Origin of the sequence: Gracilimonas tropica DSM 19535 (assembly GCF_000375425.1) — a bacterium.
Lineage (GTDB): Bacteria > Bacteroidota > Rhodothermia > Balneolales > Balneolaceae > Gracilimonas > Gracilimonas tropica.
In genome coordinates, this window is record NZ_AQXG01000009.1 from 69230 (window position 1) to 88706 (window position 19477).

General features: G+C 42.4%; 17 protein-coding genes. 8 read left to right on the top strand and 9 right to left on the bottom strand.

Features of this window, described 5'->3' with window-relative positions; all coding sequences use genetic code 11:
• Nucleotides 1–113: 113 nt before the first annotated feature.
• From B151_RS0113220 to B151_RS18795, 4 genes are all read left to right on the top strand, one after another.
• On the top strand, nt 114–1457 hold the full coding sequence (locus tag B151_RS0113220) for a M24 family metallopeptidase (protein ID WP_020404125.1): 1344 nt from the start codon (nt 114–116) through the stop codon (nt 1455–1457).
• A 20-nt stretch (nt 1458–1477) separates the two neighbouring features.
• Nucleotides 1478–1942 (top strand): GNAT family N-acetyltransferase, encoded by a 465-nt coding sequence (locus B151_RS0113225; RefSeq protein ID WP_020404126.1) that lies wholly within the window; start codon nt 1478–1480, stop codon nt 1940–1942.
• Nucleotides 1943–2020: 78 nt separating this feature from the next.
• Complete coding sequence (locus tag B151_RS18790; protein ID WP_020404127.1) at nt 2021–3667, top strand: class I adenylate-forming enzyme family protein; 1647 nt, start codon at nt 2021–2023, stop codon at nt 3665–3667.
• A 126-nt stretch (nt 3668–3793) separates the two neighbouring features.
• Nucleotides 3794–4789 carry a stealth family protein gene (locus tag B151_RS18795; protein WP_020404128.1) on the top strand — a complete coding sequence of 332 codons (996 nt, stop codon included), beginning with the start codon at nt 3794–3796 and terminating at the stop codon, nt 4787–4789.
• Between the two features lie 11 nt (nt 4790–4800).
• Here the strand turns inward: B151_RS18795 and B151_RS0113240 are convergent, their stop codons facing one another.
• Nucleotides 4801–5229, bottom strand: coding sequence for a PaaI family thioesterase (locus B151_RS0113240; RefSeq protein WP_020404129.1), 429 nt, complete (start codon nt 5227–5229; stop codon nt 4801–4803).
• 179 nt (nt 5230–5408) lie between these two features.
• Between B151_RS0113240 and B151_RS0113245 the strand changes: the two genes are divergently transcribed.
• The 4 genes from B151_RS0113245 to B151_RS0113260 all read left to right on the top strand — a co-directional run bounded on the left by B151_RS0113245 (nt 5409) and on the right by B151_RS0113260 (nt 11799).
• Nucleotides 5409–7199 (top strand): AMP-dependent synthetase/ligase, encoded by a 1791-nt coding sequence (locus B151_RS0113245; RefSeq protein ID WP_020404130.1) that lies wholly within the window; start codon nt 5409–5411, stop codon nt 7197–7199.
• 75 nt (nt 7200–7274) lie between these two features.
• Entirely contained in the window at nt 7275–9620 is a 2346-nt protein-coding gene (locus tag B151_RS0113250) for a 3-hydroxyacyl-CoA dehydrogenase/enoyl-CoA hydratase family protein (protein WP_020404131.1), read from the top strand.
• A gap of 33 nt (nt 9621–9653) precedes the next feature.
• Complete coding sequence (locus B151_RS0113255; protein WP_020404132.1) at nt 9654–10841, top strand: thiolase family protein; 1188 nt, start codon at nt 9654–9656, stop codon at nt 10839–10841.
• 100 nt (nt 10842–10941) lie between these two features.
• Nucleotides 10942–11799 (top strand): SDR family oxidoreductase, encoded by an 858-nt coding sequence (locus B151_RS0113260; protein ID WP_020404133.1) that lies wholly within the window; start codon nt 10942–10944, stop codon nt 11797–11799.
• 225 nt (nt 11800–12024) lie between these two features.
• Here B151_RS0113260 and B151_RS0113270 read toward each other — a convergent pair whose 3' ends face one another.
• The 8 genes from B151_RS0113270 to B151_RS0113305 all read right to left on the bottom strand — a co-directional run bounded on the left by B151_RS0113270 (nt 12025) and on the right by B151_RS0113305 (nt 19165).
• Nucleotides 12025–12375, bottom strand: coding sequence for a hypothetical protein (locus B151_RS0113270; RefSeq protein WP_020404135.1), 351 nt, complete (start codon nt 12373–12375; stop codon nt 12025–12027).
• A gap of 98 nt (nt 12376–12473) precedes the next feature.
• Nucleotides 12474–13328 carry a Gfo/Idh/MocA family oxidoreductase gene (locus tag B151_RS0113275; protein ID WP_020404136.1) on the bottom strand — a complete coding sequence of 285 codons (855 nt, stop codon included), beginning with the start codon at nt 13326–13328 and terminating at the stop codon, nt 12474–12476.
• A gap of 63 nt (nt 13329–13391) precedes the next feature.
• On the bottom strand, nt 13392–13574 hold the full coding sequence (locus B151_RS0113280) for a PspC domain-containing protein (protein ID WP_020404137.1): 183 nt from the start codon (nt 13572–13574) through the stop codon (nt 13392–13394).
• Nucleotides 13575–13702: 128 nt separating this feature from the next.
• On the bottom strand, nt 13703–15712 hold the full coding sequence (locus B151_RS19665) for a TonB family protein (protein WP_020404138.1): 2010 nt from the start codon (nt 15710–15712) through the stop codon (nt 13703–13705).
• Complete coding sequence (locus B151_RS0113290; RefSeq protein WP_020404139.1) at nt 15712–16092, bottom strand: BlaI/MecI/CopY family transcriptional regulator; 381 nt, start codon at nt 16090–16092, stop codon at nt 15712–15714. Before B151_RS0113290 ends, B151_RS19665 begins: the two co-directional genes overlap by 1 nt.
• A 184-nt stretch (nt 16093–16276) precedes the next feature.
• Nucleotides 16277–16513, bottom strand: coding sequence for an acyl carrier protein (locus tag B151_RS18805; RefSeq protein ID WP_020404140.1), 237 nt, complete (start codon nt 16511–16513; stop codon nt 16277–16279).
• A 25-nt stretch (nt 16514–16538) separates the two neighbouring features.
• Nucleotides 16539–18161 carry an amino acid adenylation domain-containing protein gene (locus B151_RS0113300; RefSeq protein WP_020404141.1) on the bottom strand — a complete coding sequence of 541 codons (1623 nt, stop codon included), beginning with the start codon at nt 18159–18161 and terminating at the stop codon, nt 16539–16541.
• Nucleotides 18158–19165: an LLM class flavin-dependent oxidoreductase gene (locus tag B151_RS0113305; protein WP_020404142.1), complete on the bottom strand. Its 1008-nt coding sequence runs from the start codon at nt 19163–19165 to the stop codon at nt 18158–18160. The genes B151_RS0113300 and B151_RS0113305 overlap by 4 nt, the downstream gene beginning before the upstream one ends.
• Nucleotides 19166–19477: the final 312 nt, after the last annotated feature.

Consider the following 19477-nt stretch of genomic DNA (forward strand, 5'->3'; position numbering starts at 1 on the left):
ATTTGGTCAAGCAAATCGGGGTTTTCTTTTTGTGTGAACCGTTTTTCAATACAGCCTTGCCCCTCTCAACTTTCATCTACATATTCCCAAAAAACAGATTCAAACATTTCATAATGAAAAAATCTCTGCTTCTATTTGCTTTGCTATTCATAACTCCATTTTCCTTTGCCCAGGATTACCCTCACATTTTACCCCTTAAAGAACGGGCACAGGTAATCGATGATCTGCTCAAAGATAAGATCGAGACTGTACTACCGGAGTTAATGGAGCGAACCGGAATTGATATGTGGATCGTCGTATCCCGCGAATACAATGAAGATCCGGTGATTGAAACGCTGCTTCCGGCTACATGGCATGCAGCCCGCCGCAGAACCATTTTGGTGATGCATCACTTGGGAAACGGAAAGGTAGAAACCCTGGCAGTAGCCCGCTACGATGTGGGAGAAATGTTCAAGCGGGCATGGGATCCGGAATCCCAACCGGATCAATGGGAGCGGCTTAAGGAGATCATCGAAGAACGAGATCCTGAAACCATTGGTATCAATATCTCAAAGATCTGGGGGCATGCCGATGGATTGGTAGTCACGGACCACGAAGAAATGAAAAAGGCGTTGGGAAAAAAATATGCAAACCGATTGGTTTCTGCAGAGAAACTGGCCGTTGGCTGGTTAGAGACACGGACTCCAAAAGAAATGGATATCTATCCACAAATTGTGCGGATCGCGCATGAGATCATTGCGGAAGGATTCTCTGATCGTGTGATTCAACCGGGAGTTACTACTACAGATGATGTTGTTTGGTGGTACCGGGAAAAGATCGAAGCATTGAAACTCGATACCTGGTTTCATCCCAGTGTTTCCATTCAACGGGCTGATCCTGAATCTTTTGATCATTTAAGAACTTTTGACAGCCGGCCAGACGGTAATGTAATCCTTCCCGGTGATTTATTGCATGTAGATTTTGGCATCAAATACTTAAGGTTGAATACAGACACCCAACAGCATGCCTATGTACTTCGTCCCGGAGAGAATGACGTTCCCGAGTACCTAAGAAAAGCTTTTGAAAATGGAAATAAGGTTCAGGATATATTTACCGATAATTTCAAAGAAGGAAGAACCGGAAACGAAGTGCTGGCCATGTCTTTGAAGGAAGCCCGGGAAGTAGGGCTTAAACCAAGCATCTACACACACCCGATCGGTTACCATGGCCATGCAGCAGGAACGACTCTTGGAATGTGGGACCAACAAGATGGAGTGCCCGGCGATGGGGATTATACTTTGCATCTGAATACGGCCTACTCCATTGAACTGAATGCTGCTACTTACATCGAAGAGTGGGGTAAGGAGATCCGTATTATGCTGGAAGAAGACGCCTTTTTTGATAGTACCGGCGTTTGGTACATCGACGGTCGTCAGCGTGATATTATGATGATCCCAAGAATACCGGCTAAACAATGATGTTTATACATTGAAATACAATGAAGCTAAGAAAAGCTAAACAAATTGATCTTAAGCAGATCCTTGAACTTTTCAAAGACACCGTCACAAATGTGAATAGCAAGGATTATAACCCGCAACAATTAGATGCGTGGAAATCCGGTGCTGAAGATAAAGCAAGGTGGCTGAAAAAGATTGCTGATCAATGTTTTGTGGTTGCAGAAAATGATAGCGAGATAACCGGTTTTGGGTCAATAACGAAAGAAGGTTATCTGGATACTCTTTTTGTTCATAAAGATCATCAACACGAAGGCATTGCTACAGCTTTAGTGGAAGCATTGGTTGCATTTGCTAACGAAAGAAATCTTGATAAGATAATTACAGAAGGAAGTATTACTGCAAGACCCTTCTTCGAGAAACATGGATTTGAAGTGATTCAGGAACAAGTTGTAAATAGAAAGGGGATCAGTATCAATAATTTCAAAATGCGTAAAGTGCTAAAATAAGCTCATCTGCAGCTCATAGCTTTAGCTTGCCTTTCTTGATTTCATCTGCTACCATCCAAAAAAATAAGTTGGAGTACGATGGAATTCAAAAACTTAGAAGAAAAGATCAATCATGCCCGAAGCCTCAATGAGCCGTTGCCGGATTTAGGAACCGACTTCAAAAAGCTTCTTAAACAAGGTATTGGCAGCGATAAGGTCTATCTAACTTATCGGGATGCAGATCAAAACAGAACGGAAGTCACTTATCGGGAATTTTACGAATATGTGCTAAACACAGCCCGGTTTTACCAATCTAAAGGAATTCAACCCGGAGATAAGATCGCGACCATATCCCACAATCACTGGCACACGGTGGTGCAATACTTTGCAGCCTGGTTCTGTGGGTTAGTAGTGGTACCGGTGAATTTGGGTGAAGACGATAATCGTATTGCCTATATCCTGGAGAATGCGGAAGTAAAACTTGCACTGGTACGGGAGGAATATGCAGGAAGAATCAAATCTATCGTTAACAAAGAAATTGCGCTTGCTGAGATTGAATTGGTTATTTGTGATGAAGATACAGATTGCTTTTCGGATGCAGGATCAGAGCTGCATGAACCTGAGATTGATTTAGAATCTGAAGCGCTGATTGTTTTTACCTCTGGCACTACAGGAAATCCAAAAGGGGTTGTTTTAACACAGCTAAATCTGCTCGAAGATGCGCGAACTATATCCCAATGGCACAACATTGATGTTCAAACAAAAATGATGTGCGTGCTTCCAATCCATCACGTCAATGGCACCGTTGTCACTATGATTACCCCATTTTATACAGGCGGTTCTACGGTGCTCAACCAAAAATTCAGTGCAGGACATTTCTTTGAGGCGGTTGAAGAAGAGGAAGTACACATAGTAAGCGTAGTTCCAACTTTGCTGCAATATCTGACCAATTATTTCGACGGGAAAAAGGCTCCAAAGACCGGGTATCTCAGGCACATTATTTGTGGAGCAGGTCCGCTCACTGTGCAGGTAGCTCAAAATTTCGAGGAGAAATTTGATGTGTCGATCATTCACGGGTACGGACTCTCGGAGACAACCTGCTACTCCTGCTTCATTCCGGCGGATCAACCCAAAAAAGAACACAACAAGTGGATGCGTGATTTCGGCTACCCCAGCATTGGAATTCCGGTTCCCGCCAATGAAATGGATATTCAGGATGAGGAAGGAAATTCGGTTAAAGAAGGAGAGCGCGGCGAAATCGTGATCCGTGGGGTGAATGTGATGAAGGGGTATTTCAATAATCGGGAAGCAAATGAGTCGGCGTTTAAAAACGGATGGTTTCGAAGCGGGGATGAAGGTTTCATAAAAAAAGACAAAGATGGAAAGCCGTACTTTTTCATTACAGGGAGATTGAAAGAATTGATCATTCGCGGAGGAATTAATCTGGCTCCATTGGAAATTGATGAAGTGATTAATAAAGCTCCCGGGGTTAAAGCAGGCATTGCCGTGGGATTTGAAAACGATTGGTACGGAGAGGAAGTGGGCGCGTATGTGCAGTTAAGAGAAGGGGCTGAAAACGATAAGAAAGCCATTTTGGCTTATTGTCAGAAACACCTTCCTTTTTCCAAAGCACCGAAAGTAGTGGTATTTGGAGAAGAGCTGCCGGTTACATCAACAGGTAAATATCAGCGTTTGAAAGTGGCACATTTGTTTGAAAAATGGAAAAAAGTACAATTCCGAAAGTGATAGAAAACGATTCACCTTGCTCTAAGTTCTTTATAAAAAATCTAAAAGGTGTTTAATTGCAATTAAGGCTATCTTTGAGCAGATTAATGTGCATTTAGTGAAAGGCAAGGGAGTTGTCTTGGTTTTATGTCTTTTAAAAATGAAAATATAGACGCGGTCATAAGTTGGGTAGACGGGGACGATCCTGAGCATAAACAGAGAAGGCAGGAAGCACTTAAAAAAACCAAATTAGAGGAAAATCACACCTTGCCCAGTGGTTTCGATGCCACCCGTTTCTCTGACAATAATGAGATCCGGTATTGTGTAATGTCGATCCTGAAATTCGCTCCCTGGATCCGAAATATCTACATTGTAACGGATAACCAAGAGCCGGCTTTTCTGACACCGGATCTCAAGAAAAAGCACAACATTTTTATTATAGATCATACAGAGATCTTTAAATCCTATGAATGGGCCCTTCCAACCTTTAACACCCGTACTATTGAAACGGCACTTTGGAGAATTCCGGATTTAGCATCGCGCTTCATTTACTTCAATGATGATTTTGTGATCACGCGAAAAGTATCTCCGGAAGATTTCTTTGAAAATAATAAATCTAAACTTCGGGGTTCATGGCACTCTATTACGGAGTACAGCCCATTTCGTATGAAGATCAATGACTTCTTCAGTTTGCTAACCAAGAAGCTGTTTGGTATCACCAGATCCATGCACACGCTGCTTCAGATTAGATCAGCTCAACTGGCAGGTTTCAAGAAGCGTTATTTTCATATTCCCCATGTACCACATCCAATCCAAACGAACACGCTGCAGACTTTTTTTAAGGATCATCCGGATCAGTTTGACCAAAATATTCAATATCAATTCAGAAGTACTGACCAATTTTCTGCCATCTTTTTAGCCAGTCATCTCGACATAAAATATGATAAGGCTGAATTAATGAATACCGACCATTACCTGATGGTTCACGGAGAAGTAGATGTTCCGGTATTATTAAATCAAAAGCTGAAGAAGATAAAGGATGGCCGGGTTATGTTTACTTGTCTTCAGGCTATGGAACGGTTTAAAGCATCACAGAGAAAAGCCATTGAAGCTGTATTAGACGATCTATTGTCTGATTCGTAAAAGCACAATACTTATCGACGGATCACCGCAAGTGTACACCTTGATGAACAGACCAATTTCTCTTTTTCATTTTTGATCTCACATTCCCAAACCTGGATCTTCCTTCCGGTATGTATGGGTTTGGCCGTTCCGGTTACTTTGCCACCCAATTTAACGGAGCGTATATGGTTGGCATTAATTTCTACCCCCACCACGGTCTGTTCCATATCATCAAGCAGAAACCATCCTCCTACAGAACACAATGTTTCAGCTAAAGCCACAGAAGCACCACCGTGTAATACTCCAAAGGGCTGAACCGAATTCTCATTCACCGGCATAGAAGCAATTACTTTATTTCGCGCTACATGCTGAAATTCGATGCCCAGGGCATGCCCCATGTGTTTGTGTTTAAAATTAAAATATGTATCCGCTTTTTCTTTAAGCTCGTCTTCAATGAACATAAAACTTGAATTTGATTAACGGTGTTAAGTTATTAAAATAAAATGATGGAATCGCTTTCAAATGAACGGCGAATTTGTTATTAGTTAGTGGTAATGGTTATGAAAAACATAGAATAAAGGTAATCCCGGTAACTAATTCATTCATTCAAGAACAACCAAGCAGATGATAGGGAAATAATATGAAATACGAGCCTACTACCATACTCTCGATTGTTGAGCAGGGCTTTGAGCAGAACAAAGCCGGAATCATTTCTGCCGTTAAAAGAAATGGAGAATGGCATGAAACTTCCATCGATGACTTTCAGCAGATGGTTAGAGACCTCGCCCTCGGTTTGTATGAGCTTGGTGTAAGAAAAGGAGATAAGGTTTCTCTTCATGCCGAAAACTCAACAGAATGGTTGGTTATTGATCAGGCTGTGCTTTCCCTTGGTGCGGCAGTTGTGCCTATCTATACTACCCAGCCTGGTGAACAGATTAAATATATTCTCGAAAATTCTGAGGCCAAAGTACATTTTGTTTCGAACGATGAGGTTTTTTCTGAGACAAAGCCACTTATTAAAGAGGTAAAGAATGTGAAGGCTGTGATCTCAATTTTGGGATCAAATCACAAGAAGCTGCGAACGTTGGATGAGATCCTGGAAATGGGGCATAAGAAAGGGGAGGAAGATCCTACTTTGTTTGAAAAGCTCAAAAGTGAGGTTCATCCTGATGATCTTGCAACTCTGATCTACACATCCGGTACCACAGGAGTTCCAAAAGGCGTGATGCTTACACACGATAATATCGCCGGAAATGCCCTGCGTGCTTATGAATTGTTTCCTTTTGAACCGGAAGAATATAAAGAGCCAAAGGTGATTTCTTATCTCCCGCTGGCCCACATGTTTGAACGTACTGCATCGTACATTTATCTGAATTGCGGCATTCCCCCTTATTATATTGAAGATGTGGAGGAGATCAGGGATGATTTTGCTACTGTTAAACCAATTTACCTTGTTACGGTCCCTCGCTTACTTGAGAAAATTGTAACAGGGATCAAGGTTAAAGGGCAGGAAATGAGTGGCTTGAAGAAACAGCTTTACTACTGGGCAGTAAACCTGGCTGAGAATTATGATCCTGAAAATCCGCCTGCTAAATGGAAGTGGAAAATTGCAGATAAACTGGTCTATTCCAAGATACGACAGTTGTTTGGTGGAAGGATGATCGGTTTTAATGTAGGGGGAGCCGCGTTATCACCAAATATCGCCCGGTTTATAAATGGGATCGGAATTTATTGTGGTTTGGGATATGGCCTGACGGAGACTTCGCCGGTACTCACAGGACCGCCTAAAGGAGAATTAAGAGTTGGTTCCTCGGGCAAACCCATTGCGGATGTGGAGATCCGAATTGCTGAAGATGGCGAGATTCTTGCAAAAGGGCCGGGCATCATGAAAGGCTACTATAAAATGCCGGAAAAAACAGATGAAGCTATTGATGAAGATGGCTGGTTCCACACCGGAGATATTGGCCATCTTGATGAAGACGGCTGGCTTTTTGTGACAGATCGAAAAAAATCACTCTTTAAGCTTTCTACAGGAAAATATGTAGCTCCTCAGCCCATCGAGAATGCTTTGGTGAACAGTGGATTTATTGAGCAGGCTGTTGTGGTTGGAAATGAGCATAAATTTTGTGCGGCTTTGATCGTCCCAAATTGGGGTAACATGAAAAAAAGGTTCGAAACCAAAGGACATACCTTTCCTGAAGAAAACCCAACGGAGAATGAGTTTGTGATCAAGCGTATTCAGAAAGAAGTGGACAAAGTGAATGAAAAGCTTTCGAAATGGGAAAAAGTAAAACGATTTAAACTGTTGAAAGATCAGTTTACTATTGAAGCCGGAGAGATCACTCCTACTCTGAAAGTGAAGAGAAATGTGATCAACGAAAAATACAAAGAAGAGATCGATTCTATTTACGCAGATATAGAATCGGAATGATATACTGACATAATTAAGGTGAATAATCAGAATCAACTTCACGGTTGAAACCTGAAAGAGAAATAAGGATGAGCAATGAGTACAAATAAATATTCGATCAAGAAAGTAGCGGTTTTGGGGTCGGGCGTTATGGGAAGTCAAATTGCAGCCCATTGTGTAAATGCCGGACTGGATGTGGTATTGCTGGATCTGAAAAGTGATGACCCAAAGCGACCCAACAAAACGGTAGAAGAAAGTTTGCAAAAAGCATCCAAAATGAAACCGGCGCCTTTCGGTAAACCCGAATTTGCGAAGCGTGTGGAAGTCGGTAATTTCAAAGATGATTTTGATAAACTGAAAGAGGCCGATTGGATCTGTGAGGTGATCATCGAAAAAATGGACATCAAAAAAGAAATGATGTCCCGCATTGAAAAGGTCCGAAAGCCGCAAACTATAGTAAGTTCTAACACTTCAGGCTTGCCAATCGGAGAAATTTCGGAAGATTGCGGTGATGATTTCAAAGCTCATTTTCTGGGAACGCATTTCTTCAATCCCCCCCGATATATGAAATTGTTGGAAGTGATTCCGACAGATTCTACTTCAAAGAAAGTAACCGAATTCATGCATCGGTTTTGCGAGAAAACACTTGGAAAAGGGGTAGTAATTTGCAAAGACACACCAAATTTCATTGCAAACCGCGTGGGGATCTTTTCCATTGCCAACATCATGCCGTACTTTTTTAATGGTGATTTCAGAGCAGAAGAAATTGACTTGCTCACCGGAACGCTTACCGGTTATTCGAAGGCCGCGACATTCAGAACTGCAGATATGGCCGGCCTTGATGTTACCAATCACGTTGCCAAGAATCTTTATCCATCTATTCCCGATGACGAAATGCGGGAAACCTTCAACTTACCGGATGAATTTCAAAAAATGGTGGATGAAGGATTGATCGGAAATAAAGCCGGTAAAGGATTTTATACCAAAAGGGATGGCGCGTACTTGGTGCTTAACCCGGATACTTTTGAGTATGAGTCTCAACAAACTTTGGAAGATCCTGTTCTTGAAGAAGTAAATCAGATCAAGGATGCTGCCGAACGATTACGATACTTGGTACACTCTGATGGCAAGATCAGTGACTTTTTATGGAACGTGAATCGTGACTTGTTGATATATGCGGCAAATCGAATTCCTGAGATCACCGATTCCCCATTATCTATTGATCGGGCTATGCAGTGGGGCTTTAACTGGGAGATGGGACCTTTTCAGCGCTGGGATGCTTTGGGATTGGAAGAAACAGCTGAACGTATTAAGAAGGAAGGTAAGAAGATTCCAAAGTTGATAACAGAGATGCTGGAAAATGGCTTTGATCATTTCTATAAGGAGGACAAAGTCTATGATCCTACTTCAGGCTCCATGATAGATATCCCACCGGAAGCCAAAGGAGAGGTTAATGTTTCTCATCTCAGAAAAGCACGAACTCCGGTCATGGAAAATGACAGTGCTGCTCTTCACGATATGGGAGATGGGGTAGCCTTGTTTGAATTCAAAACAAAAAATGCTACGCTGGGAGCCGAGCTGGTTCAGTCGCTACACAAATCCCTGAATTTGGTAAAACAGGATTTTGAGGCATTGGTCATTAGTCACGATGGCGATAATTTTGCTTTCGGTGCGAATTTGAAAGAAGCATTGGTCGCCAAAAAAAATAATGACTGGAACAGCGTGGTTGAAGCAGTCAATAATTTCCAGAAAACAGCCGTGGCTTTGCGATATGCACCCTTTCCGGTGGTATCAGCTCCTTTCGGGAAAACCTTGGGCGGCGGTGTGGAATTTTGTTTGTATTCGGATAAAGTGGTTGCTCATCACGAATTATATATGGGACTGGTAGAAGTGGGGGTTGGACTTATTCCTGCAGGAGGAGGAACCACTGAGCTGCTTCGTAGAGCCATGGAAAAGTTGGAAGGAGAGGCAGACCCATTGCCGTATATCCGTGAAGTTTTCAAGACTATTGGGATGGCAAAAGTATCGGAAAGTGCGCATTTGGCTAAAGAACTTGGCTATTTGCGCCCTTCTGATACCATTGTCATGAATCGGGATCTGCTCATCAAAACAGCTAAGGAAGAAGCGTTGAATTTGGTGCAATCCGGGTATCAGTCTCCCGCAGAAACACCCATTAAAGTGCTCGGGAAAACAGCTTTTGCAGCCATGAAATTGATGCTGCACGTGATGCATGAAGGAAAATTCATCACCGATTACGATCAGGTGGTAGCAGAACGTGTGGCGTATGTTTTAGCAGGTGGAGATCTGAGTGAAGCTCAGGATGTGCCGGAATCGTATGTACTGAAATTAGAAAGGGATGCCATTTTAGAGTGTTTGCAGGATGACCGAACGCTGGCCAGAATGGAGCATATGTTGAAAAAGGGAAAGCCGCTTAGGAATTAAAGATTCAAAATTCAAGATTGAGGATTATAGATTATGAAAGATCGAGAAGCATACATCGTAGCAGCAGCCCGAACGCCTTGTGGAAAAGCGAACAAAGGATCGCTACGGTTTACCCGCCCTGATTCTATGGGTGGAGCCGTTGTCAAAGATCTGCTGAATCGGACCAAAGGATTGGAGCCCATGCAGGTAGAAGATGTAATTATGGGCTGTGCCTTTCCGGAAGCATCTCAGGGACTCAATGTAGCCCGGCAAATAGCCATTTTGGGAGGATTGCCTGATTCAGTGCCCGGTGTGACCGTCAACCGGTTTTGCTCTTCAGGATTGCAAACCATTTCGATGGCGGCCGAGCGGATCATGTCCGGTGGAGCAGATGTGATTATTGCCGGCGGAGTGGAATCCATGAGTTTGGTGCCCATGGGCGGAATGTCAGTTCAGCCCAATCCTCAGTTGATGGATGAAAAGCCGGGTGTGTACGTAAGCATGGGAATCACTGCAGAGAATGTTGCAGAAAAGTATAAGGTGAGCCGCCAAGACCAGGATGAATTTGCCTATCGAAGTCACCAGCGAGCGATAAATGCTTGGGAAGATGGAAAGTTTGAATCTCAGATCACCCCAATTGAGGTTCAGGAAAAGAAGGTCACTGCGGATGGAGAAGTTGTGGAAGAGTCTTTTACGTTCAAGCAGGATGAAGGTCCACGCAAAGATACATCGGTTGAGGCTTTGTCCGGGTTGCGGCCGGTTTTTAAAAATGGCGGAAGTGTAACGGCAGGAAATTCATCCCAAATGAATGATGCCGCTTCCGGAGTAGTGGTAATGAGTGGAGAAATGGTGAAAAAGCTGGGACTTGAACCGATGGCACGATATGTTGGATTTCAGGCTGCCGGGGTAGCTCCGGAAATTATGGGAATTGGCCCGGTAGAGGCTGTTCCAAAAGTGTTCAAAAAAACCGGATTGAAGCTTACTGATATTGATTTGATCGAATTAAATGAAGCTTTTGCATCACAATCTTTGGCCGTGATCAGAGAATTAGGTCTGAATGAGGATATCACAAATGTAAATGGAGGAGCTATTGCGATGGGGCATCCACTTGGCTGCACCGGCGCAAAACTGACCACCCAAATCTTGTATGAAATGAAAGCACGCAAATCCAAATATGGTTTAGTAACGATGTGCATAGGTGGTGGAATGGGTGCAGCAGGAATTTTTGAGAATTTGAGCTGATCAAATTGAGAAATAATATCCCTGAATAGAATTATAAAACCGTAAGGGTAATTCATGAATTACCCTTACGGTTTTATAAAAAAGAAAAAACAAGGATCATATGTATACAGCAGATACGCTTTCCGATAGAACGATATTAATTACAGGTGGAGGAAGCGGTCTTGGTTTGGCGATGGCGAAAGCTTTTGCTAAATCCGGAGCAGATGTGGCCGTCTGTGGAAGAACCGTAGAGAAGCTCCAAAAAGCGGTCAAAGAGATCGAAGAACAAAGAGATGGAGCAGTTGTCAAGTACTATCAGTGTGATGTTCGTGATTATGACGGTGTAACATCAATGTTTGAACACATTATAGATGATTTTGGCAGTTTGGAAGGTTTAGTGAATAACGCGGCCGGAAACTTCCTTTCTGCATCCGAAGATCTTACTCCCGGTGGTTTTAAAGCGATCGTGGATATTGTGCTACACGGAAGCTTTAATTGTACACACGTGTTTGGGAATTACCTGATCGATAACAAAAAAGAAGGTACCATCTTGAATATGGTAACTACTTATGCTGAAGGAACCGGTTGTGCATTTGTACTTCCATCCGCGTGCGGGAAAGCAGGGGTTTTGGCAATGACCCGCTCTCTAGCTTTCGAATGGGCTGAATATGGAATTCGGCTGAATGCAATTGCCCCGGGGCCATTTCCAACAGAAGGGGCCTGGTCGAGATTAGTTCCTCAGAAAGTGATGGAAAAGAAATTTATAGAAAAGATTCCCCTAAAAAGAGTTGGCGAGCACGAAGAGCTCGCCAATCTTGCTGTTTTCTTAATGTCTGACCTCTCATCCTATATGACCGGGGAGTGCGTGGTCATTGACGGAGGGGAACGGCTTCAGGCAGGTCAGTTTAATTTTATTGATGGATTAATGTCCAGAAAAAAACTGAAGAAAATATTTAAAGCCATGAAGCCTAAAAAATGATGATCTGCTTCATTAAGATATAATGAATCCGATCATCAAAGCCGTAGCAATGATCGCGTAATAGAAACGCTTCACATGTTTATCCGGCTTGTGCAAACCCAAGATATTTTTAAAAATATAATGGTCGAATCCTAATTTGTAATATTTCTCATATAATTTAGCTCTCATAGTGGCACCTCCTCTTAATTTTGGTGCTTTTTTGACTGTTAATTTGGAAAAGAGCCGCTACTTATTTTTTGCAACTAATTGCTGTTTATCAGCTTTTATCACTTTTCCATCTATAATGGTTTCAACGGTTAACTGTCTGCCTTTCTCATAAGTAGCTTTAGTAACTACTTTGTCTTCGTTTTGAGCAAACAATAACCAGGTTCCATGTGGCTTGAATGAGTCTCCTTCTTTCCAATATTGACCTTCTTGCACTACATTTCCATCGTGATCTAAAAACTGTACGTCAAAGACGTTGCCTTCAACATGCGTTAAAAGGCGCTCATGTTTTTCATTTTTGATGGTTTGCTGTGCAAAAAGTCCGGTCGTTAAAACCAGTGCAAATAAAATTGTTGAGATAAAAGACTTCATAATATTCCTCCACATTTGGACTACTCCAATGTTAAGGAATTGTTAACTCAATGTAAATGGTTTGTTAACGAAAAGTTAACATTAAGTTAACATAGGGCTCAGGAGAACTGTGAGAGGCGTTTTTCCAGTGCTTTGACCTGCAATGAAAGTTGATAAGCATCGTAGGCTGTATATGGAGTTTCCTTATTCATTTGTATCGCCTTTAAAAAAAGTAATGCAGATTTCTCGGCCGATTTAGCTGGATCAAACTGTTGTTTTTCAAAAAAGAGGTGATTGCCGGAATTTAAACGCCCAATCCGGATACGCTGATCCGGAACATTACAATCGAAGACTTCTTGTTTATTGGAAGATATCCGCTTGTGTCGATTCTCAGAAGCGCCTGTGTATATGTTAATATCGGCAGTGGAGCCATTATCGAAACGGAGGAAGATATGAACGGCTGTAGGGTGGGTGTCTTCCAGGATCACTTGCTTAGCTTCAATATGATGAATGCCACTGCTCATCCACTTCATACACAGCCCAAGCTCATCGATCCAAAAATGCCGGAACTCATTGGGTGAATTTAAAAAATGAGTGTACTGAATTTCTCTTGAAATGCTTAGGTAAGCAGGCCGGTGCATGCGATCCATCATCCATTGTGTAGCCGGAGCTAAGGTTGGCCAATGTGAGAATTGAACATGCACGCCTGCTTCCCGGGTAGCTTGATAAATTTTCTCCAGCTTTTCAGAGTCTGTAGGCTGTCGGGCAATCAAAAAACAATTGAGTCCCTGTCGGATGCCTTCTAAAAGAATATCCAAGTTTTGTTGTGATTCATCTACCACGAAGCATGCATCCAGGTCTTTGAGGTCCTGAATATTGGCACTCAGTTCGACCTCTTTTACAATATGATGAGGACGTAAATGCCGTTCCCAGGCAACACCGCGTTTTGCATCTCCAATAATACCAACTTTCATAAGCTATCCATGATTCGTTGGCGCTCAAGATGCTAAGCCGGCAGGACTTTTACAAGGGAGGGCTTAATCCGGCATGACGATAGCAAGAATGAAATAGGCCAAAACTGCGGTTCCAAAACTGGAGACCAAAAGTACGGCAAAAATAATTCGAACGATGGTAGCGTCCCATCCAAGGTATTCTGCAAAGCCGCCACAAACGCCTGCAAGCATTTTGTCGGTGCGAGATTTTCTGAGTTTAGCTGGCATGATGATAGACTTTTTAGATTATAATCTAACCTCTGATTACGCCAGTTAAAAAAAGAAGTTGCAAAAAAGTTCAAATAAAAAAAGCGGAGTAGTTAGCTCCGCTTGAAAATACTATCAAAAAGTACTTTTTATAAACCCACCTTCAGTTTTTCGGGTTCATATCCCACGTAGCTAACTTCTACATCATGAGATTTACTATCCAAATTCCTAATAGTAAACTTGCCGTTAGCATCGGTTACAGCTCCACGATTTGAACCGGTAATGACTACATTAGCACCGGAAAGTGGTTCTCCATCTTCATTTGTAACAATGCCGACTATTTCTCCATCCTCTGCTTTGGTCAGGTTAACTAAGATCGACTGAGGAACCGGACCATATGGTTGTGAACTGGAAAAATCCGAGTCTTCGAGTCTGAAATTTATGCTCAATGCATATCGTACTCTTACAGCTTTTCCGCGCTGCATTCCGGGTTTAAATTTCGCTTCTCTTACAACTCTCAGGGCTTCTTCATCTGCACCACCACCAATACCTCGAACGACTTTAGCATTTTCTACATCCCCGTTTTCGTTCACAATGAACTGAACTGTAACTCGGCCTTCAATACCCGCACGTCGAGCCATTTCCGGATATTCTACTTTGCTTTGAAGGGCTGCCATACCACCGATTAGTTGAGGCATTTCTTCCACGACTACAAAATAATCTCCCAGATCTTCACCAGAGTCTTTCTTAGGTGGGGACGGAGGAGGTGGTGCTAAAGATGCAGTAGCATCTGGATGTGTGAGAATAAAAGATGATTCATCGCCGGTAGTGTTTATATGACTCACCCAAACAGGCGCTTTGTTGGTACCTGAAATAATCTCATTATTGGCCGTTAGCTCTATATCTAACTCTTTAATTTTAAATGTAATTTTATTTCCATCAATTTTTCCTGCTTTAATCCCTCCTTCAAATTTTCGAGGTGCAACTTTAAACATCCCGTATCTACCTGCTATTATATTTAAAGCACCTAACCCATTTACTTTTATTTGTCCTACATCTTTGAGGTCAAGTTCTATACCATTAATATTTAGGGATGGATCTTCAAGACTTATTTCTGAACTTTCCAGCTCCTCATATGAAATCATTTCTGGCCCTCTCAAATCTGAGCAGGCAATAGGTAGTGTAATTCCTACTATCATTAGCATCAAAAAGGCGATGCTTTGACGGAAGGATGCTTTGTGTAATTTGTGATATTTCATGGTTTTGATCCGTTTCTTTAAGGTTGACGTCTTCACTGCCATGCTTACTGACAACCGTCCCGCACCACTTTGTAATGGAACTAATTCATACAATAGATTAGCGTAGGATTTTATGGAGAAATCGGATCTGGATAGCACTTCCTGGTCACAGGAAATTTCCCGATAGGTGTCGATCTCCTGGTTTCCATACCATATAAGTGGATGAAACCAAAAGAGCGATTCGATCATGGACAAGGCCAGTTGCAGCAGGTAATCCCCCCTTTTGATATGGGTGAGTTCGTGCTGCAAGGCCATCTCCATTTTTTCCGGTTCATGCTGTAGTATTTTAGGAAGGACAATCACCGGCTGTTTCCATCCAAATGTAAATGGAACCAGCGGATGATCGTGAAAGGCCAGCTTTACTTTTCTAACTTTGTTAAGGTCACTCGAAATTACATCCTGAAGTGTAGTAATATTCAAATTCTTATACAATGATTTCAACGCAAGGTAACTGCTGATAAGCCGAGCCAGCATTAACAGCGAAATCAAGGCAATTAGTATGGTTCCTGCACCAATTAATAAAGAGGGTTCAAGCCAGTTGATGGAGACCTCAGCCGAAGAATTGCCGGCTGATGGTACTAACTCAATAGGATTTTGAACCACAATAAAAGCAGTTTCAATGTTAGACTCTGCAAACCAGGCGGGAATGCGGTTCATCAATGACGCTACACCAATGCCAAAAGGAAGTGAAAGCAAAGCTGCAGTGCGTAAATGATAATGAAAGAGTGGGTTTAACTTTTCCTGCGTCCGTAAAAAAAGGAAAGCAAGTCCACAGCAGATCGTCCAGATACCAAGCGGAAACCACAGGGCATCCAGACTGAAACTCCCAATTTCTTTAAGGTAGTAAATGAGCTCTATCATCACTTCTCCTCCATGTCATCGATCATGTCCTTGAGTTCTTTGAGCTCCTTCTCGCTGATATTCTCTCCCTTGACCAGCGTTTGTACCAATGCCGAGGTCGATCCTTTGAAAACTTTATCTATCATACCTGAAACCAGGCTCGATTGTACTTCTTGAGGATCTTTGCGGGCACTGTACACATACGTGTTTCCGTCTTTACGATACTTCAAATATCCTTTGTCATTTAAATTCTTCATGATGGTCATAACCGTGGTGTAAGCCACTTTACGCTCCTTCAAAATGCGCTCTTTAACCTGAGCTACCGTTGCTTCGCCCAATTCCCACACATGGTGCAGGATTTCCATTTCCGATTCTCCAAGGGGTGTCAGTGATTTTCGCATAGCAGTATCTGAATTAGTTAGTACTAATATAATAGTAATAGATCAAAATGCAATAAAAAAATTATTGAATCAAAGATGTGAATTCTGATTGATACTTACTAAGCAAGCCATTTGATTCTAATAGCTCTTTATATCAAATACAGCTTAGGGCTGTTCTATTTTTGGTTGATATTCTTGAAATCACCTATTCCGTATTTTGAATATGTGATTCTACCAGCTTTTGAATGTTTTTTGGAGTGCGAAATTCATCAAGATCTAAAGTTTCCGGGGCCAAAGTAATCCCAAAAGTCTGTTCCAGGTTTACTATTAAATGTATAATGGATAATGAATCGAGGTAACCGGCTTCAATAAGATCATCATCCGGGCGTATGTCTTCAATTAGCAGGGTGTTTTTAATTAGTTCAATGATGATTAAGGTCATAAGGTAGATCAGTTGTGATGTGATGTTAATGTGAAACCGGATCGGGATGATTTATCTTCAGGGACATATTCTTTTCTGAAAATTGATCTGATATGAATTTTCGATCTATTTTTCCATTACTGTTTCGGGGCAGTATGGCATACGTTTGCCAGAATTGAGGAATCATGTATGCAGGTATTTTTGCTTCCAACCTTGATTTCAATGAAGCAGGGGAGATGTTCGTTTTTCCCGGAACGTAAGCACATCCTATAAGTACCCCTTCAAATTGATCTTTTTGAACCGGAACTACCGCCCAATCGGCGAGTAAGTGAAGCTCTTTCAAGGCTTGCTCGATCTCTCCAAGTTCAATTCTATAACCTCTGCTCTTGATCTGATGATCAGCCCGGCCATGGAAATAAAAATTCAAGTCTTTACCCAGTACAGCCCGGTCTCCGGTTTTATACAGGCGGATCCTCGAACCCTCGCCACTGTCCCACATGATAAAAGCTTGTTTAGTATTGCCTTCATCCTGCCAATAACCGGGACTGAGTCCCAAGCCGGAAATATATAAGTCGCCAATTTCCCCTATGGGCACTTGTTCCATACGATCATTGAGTACCCACAACTTTTCTCCTGAACAGGCCCTGCCAATGGGTACATCATCATCTGCTGCGGGAACTTGAAATACCGTATGATAACTGCTTGCTATGGTAGCCTCCGTTGGACCATACAAGTTGGTAAATTGAGCATTGGTAATTTTCTTCATCCAGTATCGCAAAGACTGAACCGGGAACACCTCTCCGCTGCAAAGAATCCGTTTAAGAAATGGGAAGCCCCGGTCAGGTACGGCATCGAAATGAGCCAGATAACTTAAAACAGAAGGAATGGAGCACCATTGAGTAAGCCTGTTTTCGTGAATAAAATGAACCAGCTCCATGGGTTGAGCAGACATTTCGGGGGGAACCGGGAATACACGGGCTCCTACAGAAAACGCACCGTAGATATCGAAAGTGGAAAGATCAAAATGAAGTGGTGAGTGACATGAAACGCGGTCATCTTCATTCATTTCAAAGTAATGTTTCGCCCAATCAATAAACGAGGTAACATTTTGATGCGTGGTTACAACACCTTTTGGTTTCCCCGCAGACCCGGAAGTGAAGAGGATGTAAGCCGGGGAATTCGGATCCCTAACAACAGCATGAGGGAAATCAGGCTCATTATGAATATCATCAAACCGGAAAACCGGATCCTGCACATATTCTTCAGGATGATCAATATCCCACCAAATAAATGGGATGTTTGTCTGTTGAGCTGGTCTTTTCAAAGCATATAAAAGCCTTTCGGAAGCAGCATCAACAAAAAGAAACCGGGGGTCGGCTTTTCTTACCATCTTATCCAATCGCTCCGCCGGATTCTGGATATCAAGCGGCACATAGACACCACCTGCTTTGCTTATACCATGCATCGCAATGATGGTGCGCGGTGCTTTACCAAGCAACAATGCCACACGATCACCGGGTTTAAGGCCATTTTGAAGCAGTAATTCAGCAAGCTGATTGCTTTGTGTTTCCAGTTTCCAATAGGTGAGATGCTCATTTTGCAGTGAAACAGCAACTTTGTCCGGGTAGATACCGGCTCGGTGTCGGGCATAGTCATAGATCATTTTCATGGCAATATCAGTTTTTCGGCGATTTCAAAAGTTTGCAGGGTGTGAATTAATTCCTGGTTTGTAACAGGAATATCGAGGATGCAGGTATCGCAGCCTGAGCTGAGGTATCGGCTAAGTTCCACGCTTACTTCTTCGTAATTCCCAACCAAATAAGGACAGAGCGTATGATTATGTTCAAAAGGTTCCAGCCAGTACACCGACTCTTTTCTCTCGTTCTGTTCGCTTTTTCCTGAATAACTTTTATTAGTGTAAAACCCGGAGAATTTCACATCCAGGTGATGCATCATGGTTCCATCAGGGGTAACAGGAAAACGGCTCCGCGCTTCTTTCAAGGCATCGTCATGGTTATTTCTCGCAATTATACCAATGCGTATTGCCACCGATGGCGTGCTATCGTTATGCCGTGTTTTCCAGGTATGATAGGGTTCGGGGTTTTCAATCAATTTTGCGTGAAGACTCTCCGCAGCTTTCCTGGCAGCATTGGACGAGCCTGATAAAAAATATTGGGGTTGGAGAGCATCAGGGATAGATGGCCTTAGTCTCAGATTCTTGATCTTGTAGAAATCACCCTTAAAACTAACCGGTTCATCCGAACGCAGTAATTCTTGCGTGATCAAGGTGTATTCTGCCAGTCGGTCAAAGCGTCGGTCGTGCTCCGTATGCTCATTCAAAGCAATAAGGTCGTTACTGAACCCTCCGGCTACCAGGTGTAAAGCAACCTTCCGTTTATACAAAAGAGCGAGGCTCGAAATTTTTTTTGCTGCCATATAAGGATGCATATAGGCGGGCTGCAGGGAAATGATAGGAAGCAGGACTTTCGTTTCTGCTAAAACAAATCCAGCAATGGTCCAGGGATCAGCCAGCCGGTTATCACTAAAAATAAAAATGCCTTTATAGCCATGATCTTCACTTAGGCGGGCGATATTTCGAATGTTTTGTGCAAAGGTTTCTCTGTGATGTTTTATGGATTGCGGGATGGTTGTGAAAAGATCCGTATTCGGCATGTTTCTAACTACCTCTTCTTAGTTAGCTCGTTATAGATCACATAAATGCTTTAACCTCTGACTGAAATCAAATTGCAATTGTGATGCCAAAAGAGAAGCCTTTATTTAAAAACAGCTATTCAGTATCCGAATGGGGATAATCCTCCAAAAGCAGAATGCTGAAACTGGTAAAAGGTGTAACTTTATTACACACAGCATGGGCAAGAATTATGCAAAACCTTTCTACCTACCAATAACTTAGCGTCTGGTTATTTTGTATAACATTCTGATATTTATAGAGCTTAGATAGTTTGGCTTAAATTTTGATAAACT

What these genes read in the sequence shown, in the direction of transcription:
- B151_RS0113280 (WP_020404137.1), bottom strand. Translation starts at nt 13,574, where the DNA reads ATGCCAGCTAAACTCAGAAAATCTCGCACCGACAAAATGCTTGCAGGC.
- B151_RS0113270 (WP_020404135.1), bottom strand. Translation starts at nt 12,375, where the DNA reads ATGAAGTCTTTTATCTCAACAATTTTATTTGCACTGGTTTTAACGACC.
- B151_RS18805 (WP_020404140.1), bottom strand. Translation starts at nt 16,513, where the DNA reads ATGACCTTAATCATCATTGAACTAATTAAAAACACCCTGCTAATTGAA.
- B151_RS0113225 (WP_020404126.1), top strand. Translation starts at nt 1,478, where the DNA reads ATGAAGCTAAGAAAAGCTAAACAAATTGATCTTAAGCAGATCCTTGAA.
- B151_RS0113275 (WP_020404136.1), bottom strand. Translation starts at nt 13,328, where the DNA reads ATGAAAGTTGGTATTATTGGAGATGCAAAACGCGGTGTTGCCTGGGAA.
- B151_RS0113255 (WP_020404132.1), top strand. Translation starts at nt 9,654, where the DNA reads ATGAAAGATCGAGAAGCATACATCGTAGCAGCAGCCCGAACGCCTTGT.
- B151_RS0113305 (WP_020404142.1), bottom strand. Translation starts at nt 19,165, where the DNA reads ATGCCGAATACGGATCTTTTCACAACCATCCCGCAATCCATAAAACAT.
- B151_RS0113245 (WP_020404130.1), top strand. Translation starts at nt 5,409, where the DNA reads ATGAAATACGAGCCTACTACCATACTCTCGATTGTTGAGCAGGGCTTT.
- B151_RS0113300 (WP_020404141.1), bottom strand. Translation starts at nt 18,161, where the DNA reads ATGAAAATGATCTATGACTATGCCCGACACCGAGCCGGTATCTACCCG.
- B151_RS0113220 (WP_020404125.1), top strand. Translation starts at nt 114, where the DNA reads ATGAAAAAATCTCTGCTTCTATTTGCTTTGCTATTCATAACTCCATTT.
- B151_RS18795 (WP_020404128.1), top strand. Translation starts at nt 3,794, where the DNA reads ATGTCTTTTAAAAATGAAAATATAGACGCGGTCATAAGTTGGGTAGAC.
- B151_RS0113290 (WP_020404139.1), bottom strand. Translation starts at nt 16,092, where the DNA reads ATGCGAAAATCACTGACACCCCTTGGAGAATCGGAAATGGAAATCCTG.
- B151_RS19665 (WP_020404138.1), bottom strand. Translation starts at nt 15,712, where the DNA reads ATGATAGAGCTCATTTACTACCTTAAAGAAATTGGGAGTTTCAGTCTG.
- B151_RS18790 (WP_020404127.1), top strand. Translation starts at nt 2,021, where the DNA reads ATGGAATTCAAAAACTTAGAAGAAAAGATCAATCATGCCCGAAGCCTC.
- B151_RS0113250 (WP_020404131.1), top strand. Translation starts at nt 7,275, where the DNA reads ATGAGTACAAATAAATATTCGATCAAGAAAGTAGCGGTTTTGGGGTCG.
- B151_RS0113260 (WP_020404133.1), top strand. Translation starts at nt 10,942, where the DNA reads ATGTATACAGCAGATACGCTTTCCGATAGAACGATATTAATTACAGGT.
- B151_RS0113240 (WP_020404129.1), bottom strand. Translation starts at nt 5,229, where the DNA reads ATGTTCATTGAAGACGAGCTTAAAGAAAAAGCGGATACATATTTTAAT.